This is a genomic window from Mycobacterium colombiense CECT 3035 (genome assembly GCF_002105755.1).
Taxonomy (GTDB): domain Bacteria; phylum Actinomycetota; class Actinomycetes; order Mycobacteriales; family Mycobacteriaceae; genus Mycobacterium; species Mycobacterium colombiense.
This window is the reverse complement of record NZ_CP020821.1, coordinates 5,128,937-5,143,533: the sequence shown is the minus strand read 5'-3', so window position 1 is coordinate 5,143,533 and position 14,597 is coordinate 5,128,937. Positions and strand designations below refer to the sequence as shown.

At 68.8% G+C, this 14,597-nt stretch carries 14 protein-coding genes and 1 pseudogene; 8 read left to right on the top strand and 7 right to left on the bottom strand.

The features are described from left to right. Position 1: 1 nt before the first annotated feature. Positions 2-619, bottom strand: a pseudogene (upp, locus tag B9D87_RS24310) (uracil phosphoribosyltransferase); the annotation flags it as partial. 92 nt (positions 620-711) lie between these two features. Between upp and B9D87_RS24305 the strand changes: the two are divergent. From B9D87_RS24305 to B9D87_RS24295, 3 genes are read left to right on the top strand one after another with little or no spacing between them, the layout of a single operon-like run. Beyond that, the gene (locus B9D87_RS24305; protein WP_007773295.1) at positions 712-1,602 is read left to right on the top strand and encodes an alkaline phosphatase family protein; all 891 of its coding nucleotides are present in this window, start codon (positions 712-714) and stop codon (positions 1,600-1,602) included. 50 nt (positions 1,603-1,652) lie between these two features. Further along, on the top strand, positions 1,653-2,951 hold the full coding sequence (satS, locus tag B9D87_RS24300) for a protein export chaperone SatS (RefSeq protein WP_007773297.1): 1,299 nt from the start codon (positions 1,653-1,655) through the stop codon (positions 2,949-2,951). Positions 2,952-2,982: 31 nt separating this feature from the next. Then, positions 2,983-3,966, top strand: a complete 984-nt coding sequence (locus tag B9D87_RS24295; protein ID WP_007773298.1) for a VWA domain-containing protein — start codon at positions 2,983-2,985, stop codon at positions 3,964-3,966. A gap of 6 nt (positions 3,967-3,972) precedes the next feature. Here the strand turns inward: B9D87_RS24295 and B9D87_RS24290 are convergent, their stop codons facing one another. Next, the gene (locus B9D87_RS24290; RefSeq protein ID WP_007773299.1) at positions 3,973-4,980 is read right to left on the bottom strand and encodes a VWA domain-containing protein; all 1,008 of its coding nucleotides are present in this window, start codon (positions 4,978-4,980) and stop codon (positions 3,973-3,975) included. 53 nt (positions 4,981-5,033) lie between these two features. Continuing rightward, a complete protein-coding gene (locus B9D87_RS24285) occupies positions 5,034-6,056 on the bottom strand; it encodes a cupin domain-containing protein (protein WP_007773300.1) in 1,023 nt (340 codons plus the stop codon). Positions 6,057-6,209: 153 nt separating this feature from the next. Here B9D87_RS24285 and B9D87_RS24280 point away from each other — a divergent pair, with 153 nt between their 5' ends. Continuing rightward, positions 6,210-6,920: a GntR family transcriptional regulator gene (locus B9D87_RS24280; protein ID WP_007773301.1), complete on the top strand. Its 711-nt coding sequence runs from the start codon at positions 6,210-6,212 to the stop codon at positions 6,918-6,920. A 33-nt stretch (positions 6,921-6,953) separates the two neighbouring features. On the opposite strand, the gene B9D87_RS24275 is transcribed toward B9D87_RS24280, so the two are convergent. The 4 genes from B9D87_RS24275 to B9D87_RS24260 form a co-directional block, all read right to left on the bottom strand. Further along, entirely contained in the window at positions 6,954-8,042 is a 1,089-nt protein-coding gene (locus B9D87_RS24275) for an adenosine deaminase (RefSeq protein ID WP_007773304.1), read from the bottom strand. After that, the gene (locus tag B9D87_RS24270) at positions 8,039-9,325 is read right to left on the bottom strand and encodes a thymidine phosphorylase (RefSeq protein ID WP_007773305.1); all 1,287 of its coding nucleotides are present in this window, start codon (positions 9,323-9,325) and stop codon (positions 8,039-8,041) included. Before B9D87_RS24270 ends, B9D87_RS24275 begins: the two co-directional genes overlap by 4 nt. Positions 9,326-9,340: 15 nt before the next feature. After that, on the bottom strand, positions 9,341-10,471 hold the full coding sequence (locus B9D87_RS24265) for an alpha/beta hydrolase family protein (RefSeq protein WP_148664710.1): 1,131 nt from the start codon (positions 10,469-10,471) through the stop codon (positions 9,341-9,343). A gap of 66 nt (positions 10,472-10,537) precedes the next feature. Next, complete coding sequence (locus B9D87_RS24260; protein WP_007773308.1) at positions 10,538-10,939, bottom strand: cytidine deaminase; 402 nt, start codon at positions 10,937-10,939, stop codon at positions 10,538-10,540. A gap of 259 nt (positions 10,940-11,198) precedes the next feature. Between B9D87_RS24260 and sdhC the strand changes: the two genes are divergently transcribed. Genes sdhC through B9D87_RS24240 form a run of 4 tightly spaced genes read left to right on the top strand, consistent with a single transcriptional unit; the run spans position 11,199 to position 14,574 of the window. After that, positions 11,199-11,537 carry a succinate dehydrogenase, cytochrome b556 subunit gene (gene sdhC / locus B9D87_RS24255; RefSeq protein ID WP_007773309.1) on the top strand — a complete coding sequence of 113 codons (339 nt, stop codon included), beginning with the start codon at positions 11,199-11,201 and terminating at the stop codon, positions 11,535-11,537. Beyond that, complete coding sequence (locus tag B9D87_RS24250; protein WP_007773310.1) at positions 11,534-12,004, top strand: succinate dehydrogenase hydrophobic membrane anchor subunit; 471 nt, start codon at positions 11,534-11,536, stop codon at positions 12,002-12,004. Before sdhC ends, B9D87_RS24250 begins: the two co-directional genes overlap by 4 nt. A gap of 3 nt (positions 12,005-12,007) precedes the next feature. After that, complete coding sequence (sdhA, locus tag B9D87_RS24245) at positions 12,008-13,762, top strand: succinate dehydrogenase flavoprotein subunit (protein ID WP_007773311.1); 1,755 nt, start codon at positions 12,008-12,010, stop codon at positions 13,760-13,762. Further along, positions 13,762-14,574 (top strand): succinate dehydrogenase iron-sulfur subunit, encoded by an 813-nt coding sequence (locus B9D87_RS24240; RefSeq protein ID WP_007773312.1) that lies wholly within the window; start codon positions 13,762-13,764, stop codon positions 14,572-14,574. Before sdhA ends, B9D87_RS24240 begins: the two co-directional genes overlap by 1 nt. The last annotated feature ends 23 nt before the right edge of the window (positions 14,575-14,597 follow it).

Sequence of the window (14,597 nt, the reverse complement as noted above, 5' to 3'; positions counted from 1 at the left end):
TGGGCCCGAATTGCCGGTCGCCGGCGTCGCCGAGGCCGGGCACGATATAGGCCGCCTTGTTCAGCCCCTTGTCGACCGCAGCGGTGAACACCCGCGCGTCCGGCGCCGCATTCTGCACCGCCGCAATGCCTTCCGGGGCCGCCACCACGCAGAGCACGGTGATGTCCGTGGCGCCGCGGCGCGCCAACAGGTCGATCGCATGCACCATCGACCCGCCGGTGGCCAGCATGGGATCCAGGATGATCACCGGCCTGCCCGCGAGCTTGGCCGGCAGCGCCTCCAGATAGGGCACCGGTAGGTGGGTTTCCTCGTTGCGCGCGACTCCGACGAAGCCCACCTCGGCGTCCGGTATCGCCGCATGCGCCGCGTCGACCATGCCCAGCCCGGCCCGCAACACCGGCACCAGCAGCGGCGGCTTGACCAAGCGCGTCCCGACCGCCGGGGCCACCGGGGTGCGGATCCGCACCGATTTTCGCGGCGCGTCCCGGCTGGCTTCGTAGACCAGCATCAGCGTCAGCTCGTGCAGCGCGGCGCGAAATGCGGCGGTGTCGGTGCGTTCGTCACGCAGCACCGTCAGCCGGGCGGCGGCCAACGGGTGGTCGATGACGCACATTTCCATGGGGTCGAGGGTATATAACGATCGGGCAAAGCCCTTCTGACACGCTCGCGTCCGAGCCGGAAGTCGCCTGCGCCCGTTCCTATACTCCGGGCGTGTTGCGCGAAAAACGAAGTCCGAGAACGCTGATCGGCGGGGCATACCGGAGCCTGCGCATCCTGGGCGCCTGGGCGCTGGTGGCGCTGGCGGTCAGCCCGCTGACCCCGCGCATAGGCCTTGCGGCAGCGGCCATTCCGCAACCGGCGCACGTCGTGATCGTGGTCGAGGAGAACCGTTCCGAGAACGGCATCATCGGCAACAAGTCGTCGCCCTTCATCACCACGCTGGCCGCGAACGGCGCCAACATGACCCAGTCGTTCGCCGAAACCCACCCCAGCGAGCCGAATTACCTGGCGCTGTTCGCCGGCAACACCTTCGGCGTGACCAAGGACCTGTGCCCGGTCAACGGCGGCGCCGCGCCGAACCTCGGCTCCGAATTGCTGGCCGCGGGCTACACATTCGTCGGTTTCGCCGAGGGCCTGCCCGCGGCCGGGTCACCGGTCTGCAGCGCGGGAAAGTACGCGCGCAAGCATGTGCCCTGGGCCAACTTCACCAATGTGCCGGCGGCGAACTCGCTGCCGTTCTCCGCGTTCCCGAGGGGCAACTACTCCAGCCTGCCGACCGTCTCGTTCGTCATCCCCGACAACGGCGACAACATGCACGACGGCTCGATCGCGCAGGCTGACGCCTGGCTGAACCGTGAGCTGTCCGGGTACGCGAACTGGGCGGTGGCCAACAACAGCCTGCTGATCGTGACGTTCGACGAGGACGACAACAGCAGCCGCAACCAGATCCCCACGGTGTTCTACGGCGCCCACATCCGTCCCGGCAACTACAGCGAACAGATCAACCACTACAACGTGCTTTCCACCGTCGAGCAGATGTACGGCTTGCCCAAGACTGGCTACGCCGCCAACGCCGCGCCCATCACCGATATCTGGGGCTAGCCCCGATGGCACCATAAGCACCTTCGCGGGTCGTCGCTATTCTGTGCCGCATGGTTGCTGACCTCGTCCCCATCCGCCTGAGCCTGTCCGAAGGTGACCGCTACACCGTGTGGGCACCCCGCTGGCGCGACTCCGGCGACGAGTGGGAGGCGTTCCTGGGCAAGGACGAGGACCTGTTCGGGTTCGCCAGCGTCGCCGACCTGGTCGCGTTCGTGCGTTCCGACGACGACAACGACCTGACCGACCACCCGGCGTGGAAGGAACTGCGCGCGGCGCACGCGCACGCGTTCCTCCCCGCCGACGACAAGCAGTTCGACCTGGTCGCCGTCGAGGAGCTGGTGGCGGAGAAGCCCACCGAGGAGTCGGTGGCGGCGCTGGCGGGCACGCTGTCGATCGTGTCGTCCATCGGATCGGTGTGCGAGCTGGCGGCCGTGTCGAAGTTCTTCAACGGCAACCCCAGCCTGGGCACCGTGTCCGGCGGAATCGAGCACTTCACCGGCAAGGCGGGCGCCAAGCGCTGGAATGCGATCGCCGAGGTGATCGGGCGCAGCTGGGACGACGTGCTCGCCGCGATCGACGGCATCGTCAGCACCCCCGAGGTCGACGCCAAGCTGTCCGACAAGGCCGCCGACGAGCTGGCCGAGGAGCGCGAGGACGACGAGCCGGAGGAGGACACCGGCACCGAGGACGCCGTCGCGGAAGAGGCCCCCGAGGAAACCGAGGACGAGGACGCCGCCGAAGACCAGGACACCGGCGACGAGCCCGCCCGCGCGACCGGCGACACCGTCGTGCTCGGCAGCGACAAGGACTTCTGGCTGCAGGTGGGCATCGATCCGATCCGGATCATGACGAGTTCTGGCACCTTTTACACGCTCCGCTGCTACCTGGACGACCAGCCGATCTTCCTGGGCCGCAACGGCCGCATCAGCGTCTTCACCTCCGAGCGCGCGCTGGCCCGCTACCTCGCCGACGAGCACGACCACGACCTGTCCGATCTGAGCACCTACGACGACATCCGCACCGCCGCGACCGACGGCTCGCTGGCGATCGAGATCACCGACGACAACATCTACGTGCTCAGCGGGCTGGCCGACGACCTGGCCGACGGACCCGACGCCGTGGATCGCGAGCAGCTGGAACTCGCCGTCGAGGTGCTCCGCGACATCGGCGACTACTCCGAGGATCCCGCCGTCGACAAGGCGCTCGACACGGGCAAGCCGCTGGGCAAGCTGGTGGCCGCCGTGCTCGAGCCCGACTCGGTCACCAAGCCGTCGCCGCCGTACGCCGCGGCGGTGCGGGAGTGGGAGAAACTCGAGCAGTTCGTCGACGGACGACTGCGCCGCGAGTAACGCCGTCGGTTGACGGGCTAGGTTGGGTGACGTGTCGCTTCCCGGTATCGGCCCGCTACCTCTCTACGGGTTCCAGCGTCCGGTCCTGCTGCTGTTCGGCCTGGTGCCCCTGGCACTGCTGGCCGTCTACGTCCTGGTCCAGGCGCGGCGCCGCCGCCGGCTGCACCGCTACACCGACACCCCCGTCGCGCAGTCGCCGTGGCGGCACCTGCCCATCGCGGTGTCGCTGCTGTGCCTGGCGCTGTTGACCATCGCGCTGGCCACCCCCACCCACGACATGCGCATCCCGCGCAACCGCGCCGTCATCATGCTGGTGATCGACATGTCGCAGTCCATGCGGGCGACCGACGTCGAACCCAACCGGCTCAAGGCCGCCGAACAGGCCGCCACGCAGTTCGCGGGCCAGCTCACGCCCGGCATCAACCTCGGGCTGGTCGGGTTCGCCGGCACGCCCTATCTGCTGGTGCCGCCGACCCCGCAGCACCAGGCCACCATCGACGCGCTGAAGAAGCTGGACTTCGCCGACAGCACCGCCACCGGCGAGGCGATCTTCACCGCCCTGCACGCGATCAGCGCCACCGCGGTCGCCGGCGGCGACAAACCGCCACCCGCCCGCATCGTGCTGCTCTCCGACGGCGGCGAGAACAAGCCCTCCAATCCCAGCGATCCGCACGACGGCGTCTACACCGCGGCGCGGCTGGCCAAGGACGAGGGCGTGCCCATCTCGACCATCTCGTTCGGGACCAAGGGCGGCGAGATCGAGATGGACGGGCAGCGCGTCGCCGTCCCGGTCTCGACCGACCAGATGAAGACGGTCGCCAAGCTGTCCGGCGGGCAGTCCTACACCGCCACCACCCTCGGCGAGCTGGAAAAGAGCTACAACGCCATCGAGAACGAGATCGGCTACCGCACCGTGCCGGGGCCGGGCAGCGCCGGCTGGCTGCGCCTGGGCGTGCTGACCGCCCTGATCGCGACGGCGCTGGCGCTGCTGATCAACCGGCGCCTGCCCAGCTGAGCGCAGTCAGGCGGGCAGCCTGCGGTTCAGCAGCAGGCCGGCCAAGATGGCGCCGGCCATGACGAAGGCGCCGAGCAGCATCCAGGCCAGGCTCGCGTCGCCCTTCACGGTCTCATAGCCGATCTGGCGCTGCAGCGTCGAGTACACGCTCTTCAGCGAGTCCAGGCTGTCGGCGTGGAACGACTGGCCATCGGTGATCTCGCAGATCTTCTGCAGGGTCTGGTCGTCCACCGGAACCGGGATGGTGGCGCCCTCGTAGTCAACGGTGCCGTACGGGGTTCCGAACGAGATCGTCGAGATCTGCACGCCCTCGGCCTTGGCGGCCCGGGCCGCGGTGAACGCGCCCTGCGGGGCGTTGGGGTCCAGCGGCACGTTCTCGGCGCCGTCGGATTCCAGCACGATCCGCGCCGGCGGCGGCCCGTCGCCGCCGCCCATCACCGAACCCACCGTCGCGATCGCCTGCAGAGCGGTGAAGATGCCCTCTCCCGTCGCGGTTTTGGGCATCGGCTTGAGGCTGTCGATGCCCGCCTTCACCGCGCTGCGGTTGGTCGTCGGCGGCACCAGCAGCGTGGCGTTGGCCGCGAACTCCACCAGCCCCAGGTTGATCGCCGGGGTCAGCTGGTCGGCGAACTGCTTGCCGGCCTCCTTGGCCGCGTCCAGGCGGTTGGGCGGCACATCGGTGGAGGCCATCGACTCCGACACGTCGATCACCAGCATCACGACCGCACGGTTGAGCGGAATCCGGACGTCCGACGTCGGCCCGGCCATCGCGGTGGTCAGCAACACCAGCGAGATCGCCAGCAGGATGGTCGGCACGTGCCGCCACTTGCTGGGCCGCGGCGGCGCCACCCGCTCCAGCACCTCCATGTTGGCGAAGCGCAGCACCCGGCGACGACGGGCGAACTGCTGCACGACGTAGAGGCCGATCACCAGCAGCACGATCAGCAGGACCAGGAAGAACCAGGCGTTCTGGAAGCCCGTGAGCGACACCGGTCCCAGCAGGGGCACCTTCATGTCCAGCCACACTATGCGTCGAACTCCGGCGGTGCATGGACCGCCGCCGGGGACTACCCGGCGACGAGATCGCGGCGCTGGGTGAACTTGATGTCCAGGCTGCGCAGGTGGGTCTGCAGCCCGGCGTCCTGGACCGGGATCAGGTGGGCCGGCTCGTCGGTCTCGTTGTAGTGGGCGTGCCACATGCCCGGCGGGGTGGTGAAGGCGCAGCCGGCTCTCCAGTCCACCCGGACGGGGTCGACGATGTCGCCGCGGGCGTCGAGGCGGGTGCCCAGCAGCGTGTAGCAGCCGGACTCCGGGGCGTCGAGGATGAGATCCAGCGCGACCGACTGGTGCCGGTGCGGGCGCTGCACCTGGTTGGGCGGCAGCACGCCGAACATGGCCCACAGCACGTGGGTGATGGTCAGCGTCTGCTCCTGGTTGGCGTTGGCCAGCAGCACGCTCACCCGGCTCTTGTCGTTGGCGCCGGGACGCGACGCGATCTCCTCGAGCTTGGCCACGGCGTCGGCGCGGCGGAACTTGGTCGCCTCAAACCGCGGCCGGGTGGCGTCGGCGCCCAGGTAGCTCATCAGCGGTTCGTCGTGCACCCAGTACATGGCGGTGTCGGTGGCGGCGTAGAACACCGACTGGCTGCCGGCGGGCAGCGTGAGGAAGTCGCCCTTCTCCCACTCGACCAGCCGGCCGTTGACCGCCGCGAAGCCGCGGCCGTAGAGCACGTAGTACAGCTGCGAGGTGGCGTTGGGGCTGGTGTCGACCTGCTCGGTGGCGCGGATGCTGACGAAGTTGGCCAGCAGCGCGGGGCTGGTCGCCGCGCCGGTGTCGATGCCCAGTTCCTGCGACAGGTCCAACGGGATCACCCCGGTCGGCGCGCCGAGGTAGATCTCGGGATCGAAGCGCCGCAGCGGAACGGGCGGGACGTGGCCGGATCCGATCGGGTTGGCCGCCTTGGAGTACTCGAAGTATTCGGCCTGCTGCGCCCACTCCTCGAAACGGCCCTCGAAGCCGTACTCGGCCACGTTGATCATCGGCGCCGGGATCGTCGGGTCCAGGTTCGGCACCACCAACTGCTGGGGCATCTGCGGCCTCCTTCGGTAAGAGTACATCTCGTATCTGAATAGTATTTATCTTGTATCTCAGTGTCAACCGCCGCCAATCCCCGCAGGTAGATCGCCCGGGTGTACCGTCATGACCACGCGTGAGATACGACTTAGCTACCAGAGAAGGGCGTCGTGGCAGCAAAGGATCCCCGGGCGGGCACGGCCAAGGACCGCGCGCTGGACTACGTCAAGACGCAGGTCCTCACCGGCGAGTTCCCCGGCGGCGAGCTGATCAGCGAGGGCGACGTCGCCACCGCGCTCGGGATGTCGCGCACCCCGGTGCGCGAGGCGTTCCTGCGACTGGAGGCCGAGGGGCTGTTGCGGCTCTATCCACAGCGCGGCGCCCTGGTGGTCCCGGTCTCGCCCGACGAGGTGCGGGCGGTCATGGAGGCCCGGCTGGTGCTCGAGCAGTTCGCGGCCGGCAAGGTGATCGGTCGCGGTCCGGCCGTCTGCGCCGTGGTCTTCGAACGGCAGTCGGGCGAGCTGCGCCGGCAGCGCGACGCGGTGGCGGCGGCCGACTGGCGGGAGTTCCTGGAGTCCGACCGGGCCTTCCACGCCATCACCCTGGAAGAGTCCGGCAACGCCATCCTGTCGGCCTTCTACTCGACATTGCGCGACCGCCAGATGCGGATGATCGGGGAATCGGCGCTGCGCGAACCCGATCGGGTCGCCACGATCATGGCTGAGCACGGGGACATCGCGGAAGCCTTGCGCGACGGCGACTTACCGCGCGCACTGCGGGCGGTGCAGACCCACCTGGCCAGCACGGTGCGGGCCATGGGCCTCTCGGCCCAACCGGACCCGTTCTGGGCCACTGGATTTGGCGCTCGTGCCGCAGACTGATCGATAGCTCCGGGGAACCCGGCTCAGACGGGCCTAGCCGATCAGCACGGCATAGCGCGGCTTGATCACCTCGTCGATGATCGCCAGCCGCTCGTCGAACGGGATGAACGCGGACTTCATCGCGTTGATGGTGAAGCGCTCGAGGTCGCTCCACCCGTAGCCGAAAGCCTCGACGAGCCGGTGCATTTCGCGACTCATGAAGGTGTCGCTCATCAGCCGGTTGTCGGTGTTGACGGTTACCCGGAAGCGGGCGCGGGCCAGCAGATCGAACGGATGCTCGGCGATGCTCTTGACCGCACCGGTCTGCACGTTGGAGCTGGGGCACAGTTCCAGCGGAATTCGCTTGTCCCGCAAGATGGATGCCTGTTGACCCAGCCGGACGCGCCCGTCGTCGGACACCTCGATGTCGTCGACGATGCGCACCCCGTGGCCCAGCCGGTCCGCGCCGCAGAAGGCGATCGCCTCGTGAATGGACGGCAGGCCGAACGCCTCACCGGCGTGAATGGTGAAGCGCGCGTTGTGGTCTCGCATGTAATCGAACGCTTCCAGGTGCCGCGTCGGCGGGTTGCCGGCCTCGGCGCCGGCGATGTCGAAGCCGACGACGCCCTTGTCCCGGAACCGGATCGCCAGCTCGGCGATCTCGCGGGAGACCGCCGCGTGCCGCATCGCGGTGACCAGCAGGCGCACCACGATCGGCCGATTCTCGGCCGCACACGCCTTCTCGCCGTCGGCGAACCCGGCCAGCACGGCCTCGACGATCTCGTCGAAGGACAGCCCGCGATCGATGTGCAGCTCGGGCGCGAACCGGACCTCGGCGTAGACCACCGAGTCCTCGGCCAGATCCTCCACGCACTCAAAGGCCACCCGATGCAGCGCCTCGGGCGTCTGCATCACGGCCACGGTGTGCGAAAAGGGCTCCAGGTAGCGCTCCAAAGAGCCGCTGTGCGAACGGGTGCGAAACCACGTCGCCAGCTCGTCGACGTCGGTGGCGGGCAGCCCGTCGTAGCCGACCTGCGCGGCGATGTCCAGCACGGTCGACGGGCGCAGCCCGCCGTCGAGGTGATCGTGCAGCAGGGCCTTGGGGGCCTTTCTGATCTGCTCGAGTCCCAGCGGTGTGGTCATGTGACGATCCGATCGATGATCAGGGGTCGGGAGGCCGGAGGTGTGCGCTCGACGCTCCACCCGCCGTCCAGCTCGGCGAGCGCGGCGGCGAAGCGCTCCGGGGTGTCGGTGTAGAGGGTGAACAACGGCTCACCGGCGGTGACCGGCTCGCCGGGGCGGCGGTGGATGCGGATACCCGCGCCCAACTGCACGCGCTCACCCGGGCGGGACCTGCCCGCACCGAGCCGCCATGCCCCCAGCCCCACTGCCATCGCGTCGATATCGCCCATTGTGCCGCCCGCGGGGGCGATCACGGTCTCGGCATGCCCGGCGACGGGCAGCGGCACCGTCAAATCGCCGCCCTGGGCCGCGATGAGCCGGCGGAACCGGTCCATCGCGGTGCCGTCGCGCAGGGTGTCGGCGGGATCGCGGTCGTCGATCCCGGCCAGCTCGAGCATCTCGGTGGCCAGCCGCAGCGTCAGCTCGACGACGTCGGGCGGGCCGCCCCCGGCCAGCACCTCGAGCGACTCGGCGACCTCCAGGGCATTGCCGACGGTCGCCCCCAGCGGCCGGTTCATGTCGGTCAGCAGCGCGCGGGTGGGCACCCCGTGCGCCGCGCCGAGCTCGACCATCGTGTGCGCCAGTTCGCGGCTCTGCGCCTCCGAGGCCAGCAGCGCCCCGGAGCCGACCTTCACGTCGAGCACCAGCGCGCCGGCCCCCTCGGCCAGCTTCTTGCTCATGATCGAGCTGGCGATCAGCGGCAGCGATTCCACCGTGGCGGTGATGTCGCGCAGCGCGTAGAGCTTGGCGTCTGCCGGCGCCAGGTCGCCGGCGGCGAAGATGGCCGCGCCCACGTCGCGCAGCTGCTCGCGCACCCGCCGGCTGGACAGCTCGGCGCTGAACCCGGCGATGGACTCCAGCTTGTCCAGGGTGCCGCCGGTGTGACCGAGCCCGCGTCCCGACGCCTGCGGGACCGCGGCTCCGCAGGCGGCGACGACGGGCACCAGCGGCAGGGTGATCTTGTCGCCAACGCCGCCGGTGGAATGCTTGTCGACCGTGGTCAGGCCCAGGTCGCCGAAGTCGAGCGTGTCGCCCGAGGCCAGCATCGCCGCCGTCCACCGCGCGGTCTCGCCGGGGTCCATACCGCGCAGCAGGATCGCCATCAGCAGCGCCGCCATCTGCTCCTCGGCCACCCGGCCGTCGGTGTAGGCGCCGATCACCCAGTCGATGGCGGCGTCGGACAACCGGCCGCCGTCGCGCTTGGTCCTGATCACCGTGGGCGCGTCGAACGCGGACTCAGTCACGTAGGTCCCCAAGGCTCAGGGTGTCATCCCGTTCTCCTTGAGGAACGAGGCCAGCGCGCCGACGAGCTGGGTGGAGAACGGCAAGGGCTTCGCGTAATTGGCCGGCGTTCGGCTGGCGTCTTCCTTCAGGACATGGTCCACCCCGGTCAGGTGGACGTAGTCGGTCTTGGTGCCCGCGCTGGTCAGGCCGGATACCAGCGAATCGACGTCCTGGCAGGTGATTTGCAGGTCGGCGTCGCTGCAGGTGACCAGCACCGGCATGTCGCGCGGCAGCTTGGCGGCCAACGCCGCCGGATCGATCGCGTCTTCCTGCAACAGAGCATGCGCATTGGTGGCGTTGATCACCGGCCTCAGCCCCGGCGGTTCGTCGGGCGGGACCTGGCCGGTTGCGCGGAACTCCCGTATCGCGTCATCGATCGCCGCCGTGTTCTCGGCGGCCCGCGCGGCGGTGACCCGCCCGGACCTGACGGCCGCGTCGGCCTGGGCGTGGGCCTGCTCGGACACATGGTCGAGGATGCGGCGGCTGGCCGGCTCCACCAGGCCCAGGGTCTGTATCGCGGGGGCGGTCCCGGGCGCGGCGGTGGCCAGCATCATCGCGTAGAGGGCGCCCTCGCTGTGGCCGAGCGCCATCAGGTGGGTCCGGTCGATGCCCGATTGGCCGGCCAGGAAGTTCAACGCGGCGGTCGCCTCGTCCTGGAACACGCCGATATCGACCTTCGTCGGGTCGGTCGCGTACGGGCCCAGCCCGGTCTGACCGGTGCCGAGCTTGTCGTAGCGCAAGCTGGCGACTCCGTCGTCGGACAGCGCCCGCGCCAGGTTCCGCAGCGTATCGACCTGACCCGGCATGGCGGCCGAGTCACCGTTGCGATCCGTCGGCCCGCTTCCGGCGATCAGCAGCGCTCCAGGCACGGCCCTGCCGTGCCCCGCCGGATGACGCAACGTGCCGTACACCGTCATATCCGCCACCGAGAAGGAGACGGCGTCCTCCACCCAGGACGACGCCGATGCCGACGACGGGATCGGAGACGGCGGTTTTGCGGTGGGCGGGTGCGACGCGCATCCCGCGGCTCCCATAGCCGCAGCGATCAGCCCGGCGACAACACGTCTGGGCAGCGATCCCGCCGGCGGCGCGCTCCCCCGTTGCACACGCATGACGGTAAGCCGACCGGCAACGCTCAGCAAGCCACGGCCGCGCCGGTTGGGCGAAGGCGTTCAGCCGCGCCCCGCGGTCAGGTCGTCGGGGCCGAAGGCGTCCGGCAGCAGGTCGCCGAGCCGGCGCGGCCCGCCCGGGTGGTCGATCAGCAGCTCGGCGCCGCCGTGTTCGAGCAGCACCTGACGGCACCGCCCGCACGGCATCAGCACCGATCCCCGTCCGTCCACGCATGCCAGCGCCACCAGGCGGCCACCGCCGGTGGAATGCAGGGCGCACACCACCGCACACTCGGCACAGAGACCAAGGCCATATGAGATGTTCTCCACATTGCAGCCGGTGACCACGCGGCCGTCGTCGACCAGTGCGGCCGCCCCGACCCGGAACCGCGAGTAGGGTGCGTAGGCACCCGTAGAGACGTCGATTGCCTTGTCCCGCAACATATTCCAGTCGATCTCAGGCATAACGAAACCCCGTTCACCCATCGTCGATTCCGAGAGCAACCCTAGTCGCAAAACGGCATTTCGCTTGGCGGACATTGGCGCAAGTCACACCGTGTCCGAGCTAAGCTCAAGTGCCCGGAGTGGCTGACGTTGAAGTCGGAAGAAGGCGGTGAGGACTGGGGTGACTACGCAACCGACGACCGCGGATCCGGCGGCACAGGGATCGGCTCCCTCGCGCAAGCGCAGGCCACCACGGACGCTGTACCGCGGCGACCCCGGCATGTGGTCGTGGGTGCTGCACCGGATCAGCGGCGCGACGATCTTCTTTTTCCTGTTCGTCCACGTGCTGGACGCCGCGATGCTGCGGGTGAGCCCGCAGACGTACAACGCGGTGATCCACGACTACCAGATGCCCATCGTCGGCGTGATGGAATACGGCCTGGTCGCGGCGGTGCTCTTCCACGGCCTGAACGGGATCCGGGTGATCCTGATCGACTTCTGGTCCGAGGGGCCGCGCCACCAGAAGCTGATGTTCTGGATCGTCGGCATCGTGTTCCTGCTGCTGATGGTCCCCGCCGGCGTGGTGACCGTCATCCACATGATGGAGCACTTCCGATGAGCAGTCCGGACCTGCAGCTGGGCCGGGGCGAGGTCGCCCCGGTCAAACAGCGCCTCTACGACCGTCCCGCCAGCCTGGACAACCCCCGCTCACCGCGGCGGCGGGCCGGCATCCCCAATTTCGAGAAGTTCGCCTGGCTGTTCATGCGGTTCTCCGGGATCGCGCTGTTCGTGCTGGCGATCGGCCACCTGTTCATCATGCTGATGTGGGATAACGGCGTTTACCGCATCGACTTCAACTACGTGGCGCAGCGCTGGGCGTCGCCGTTCTGGCAGTTCTGGGACCTGGCGCTGCTGTGGCTGGCGCAGCTGCACGGCGGCAACGGGCTGCGCACCATCATCGACGACTACAGCCGCAAGGACAGCACCCGGTTCTGGCTCAACAGCCTGCTGCTGTTGTCCATGGGCTTCACGTTGGTGCTGGGCACCTATGTGCTGCTGACATTCGACCCCAATATCGGAGGCTAAGCCGTGATCCAGCAACACCGATACGACGTGGTGATCGTCGGCGCGGGTGGTGCCGGCATGCGGGCCGCGGTGGAGGCGGGTCCGCGGGTGCGCACCGCGGTGCTGACCAAGCTCTACCCGACCCGCAGCCACACCGGCGCCGCCCAGGGCGGCATGTGCGCGGCGCTGGCCAACGTCGAAGAGGACAACTGGGAATGGCACACGTTCGACACGGTCAAGGGCGGCGACTACCTCGCCGACCAGGACGCCGTGGAGATCATGTGCAAGGAAGCCATCGACGCGGTGCTGGACCTGGAGAAGATGGGGATGCCGTTCAACCGCACCCCCGAGGGCCGCATCGATCAGCGCCGGTTCGGCGGGCACACCCGCGACCACGGCAAGGCCCCGGTGCGCCGCGCCTGTTATGCCGCCGACCGCACCGGCCACATGATCCTGCAGACGCTGTACCAGAACTGCGTCAAGCACGACGTGCAGTTCTTCAACGAGTTCTATGCGCTGGACCTGGTTTTGACGCAGACGCCCAGCGGGCCGGTGGCCACCGGCGTGGTCGCCTACGAGCTTGCCACCGGCGACATCCACGTCTTCCACGCCAAGGCGGTCGTGCTCGCCACCGGCGGCTCGGGCCGGATGTACAAGACCACCTCCAACGCGCACACCCTGACCGGTGACGGCATCGGCATCGTCTTCCGCAAGGGACTTCCTTTGGAGGACATGGAGTTTCACCAATTCCATCCGACCGGCCTGGCGGGCCTGGGCATCCTGATCTCCGAGGCGGTGCGCGGCGAGGGCGGCCGGCTGCTCAACGGCGAGGGTGAGCGCTTCATGGAGCGCTACGCCCCCACGATCGTCGACCTGGCCCCGCGCGACATCGTGGCCCGCTCCATGGTTTTGGAGGTCCTGGAAGGCCGCGGCGCGGGCCCGCACAAGGACTACGTCTACATCGACGTCCGCCACCTCGGCGAGGACGTGCTGGAGGCCAAGCTGCCCGACATCACCGAGTTCGCCCGCACCTACCTGGGCGTTGACCCGGTGCACGAGCTGGTCCCCGTCTACCCGACCTGCCACTACGTGATGGGCGGCATCCCGACGACGGTCACCGGACAGGTGTTGCGGGACAACACTTCCACGGTGCCGGGGCTGTACGCGGCCGGCGAGTGCGCGTGCGTGTCGGTGCACGGGGCCAACCGGCTGGGCACCAATTCGCTGCTGGACATCAACGTGTTCGGCCGGCGGGCCGGCATCGCCGCGGCCAATTACGCGCGGGGGCATGACTTCGTGGACATGCCGCCGCAGCCCGAGGCGATGGTCGTCGGCTGGGTCGGCGACATCTTGAGCGAGCACGGCAACGAGCGCGTGGCCGACATCCGCATCGCCCTGCAGCAGTCGATGGACAACAACGCCGCGGTGTTCCGCACCGAGGAGACGCTCAAGCAGGCGCTCACCGACATCCACGCCCTCAAGGAGCGCTACGCCCGAATCAGCGTGCACGACAAGGGAAAACGATTCAACAGCGACCTACTGGAGGCCATCGAGCTGGGCTTTTTGCTGGAGCTCGCCGAGGTCACCGTGGTCGGTGCGCTCAATCGCAAGGAGTCGCGCGGCGGCCACGCCCGCGAGGACTACCCGAACCGCGACGACGTCAACTTCATGCGCCACACGATGGCCTACAAGCAGGGCAGCGACCTGCTGAGCGACATCGCGCTGGACTTCAAGCCGGTGGTGCAGACGCGCTACGAACCCAAAGAACGGAAGTACTGATGGCCGAGAGCGCCGGAACCGAAGAGGCAGCCGAGGTCGAGACCAGCCTGGACCCGCCGCTGCCGGCGATTCCCGACGGCGCGGTGATGGTGACGGTCAAGATCGCCCGGTTCAATCCCGACCAGCCCGACGCCTTCGCGGAAACCGGTGGCTGGCAAAGCTTTCGGGTGCCCTGCCTGCCCAGCGACCGGATGCTCAACCTGCTGATCTACATCAAGAGCTACCTGGACGGGACGCTGACCTTCCGGCGCTCCTGCGCACACGGGGTGTGCGGATCGGACGCCATGCGCATCAACGGTGTCAACCGGCTGGCGTGCAAGGTGCTGATGCGTGACCTGCTGCCGAAAAAGCCGGGTAAGGCGCTGACGATCACCGTCGAACCGATCCGCGGGCTGCCGGTGGAGAAGGACCTGGTGGTCGACATGGAGCCGTTCTTCGACGCCTACCGCGCGGTGAAGCCGTACCTGGTCACCACCGGCAACCCGCCCACCCGCGAACGCATTCAGAGCCCCACCGACCGCGCCCGCTACGACGACACCACCAAGTGCATCCTGTGCGCGGCGTGCACCACCAGTTGCCCGATCTTCTGGCACGAGGGCAGTTACTACGGCCCGGCGGCGATCGTCAACGCGCACCGCTTCATCTTCGACAGCCGCGACGAGGCCGCCGCCGAGCGCCTGGACATCCTCAACGAGGTCGACGGGGTGTGGCGCTGCCGCACCACGTTCAACTGCACCGAGGCCTGCCCCCGCGGCATCGAGATCACCAAGGCGATCCAAGAGGTCAAGCGCGCGATCATGTTCTCCCGCTAGCCGGCGCCCGCGCCCGTCACACA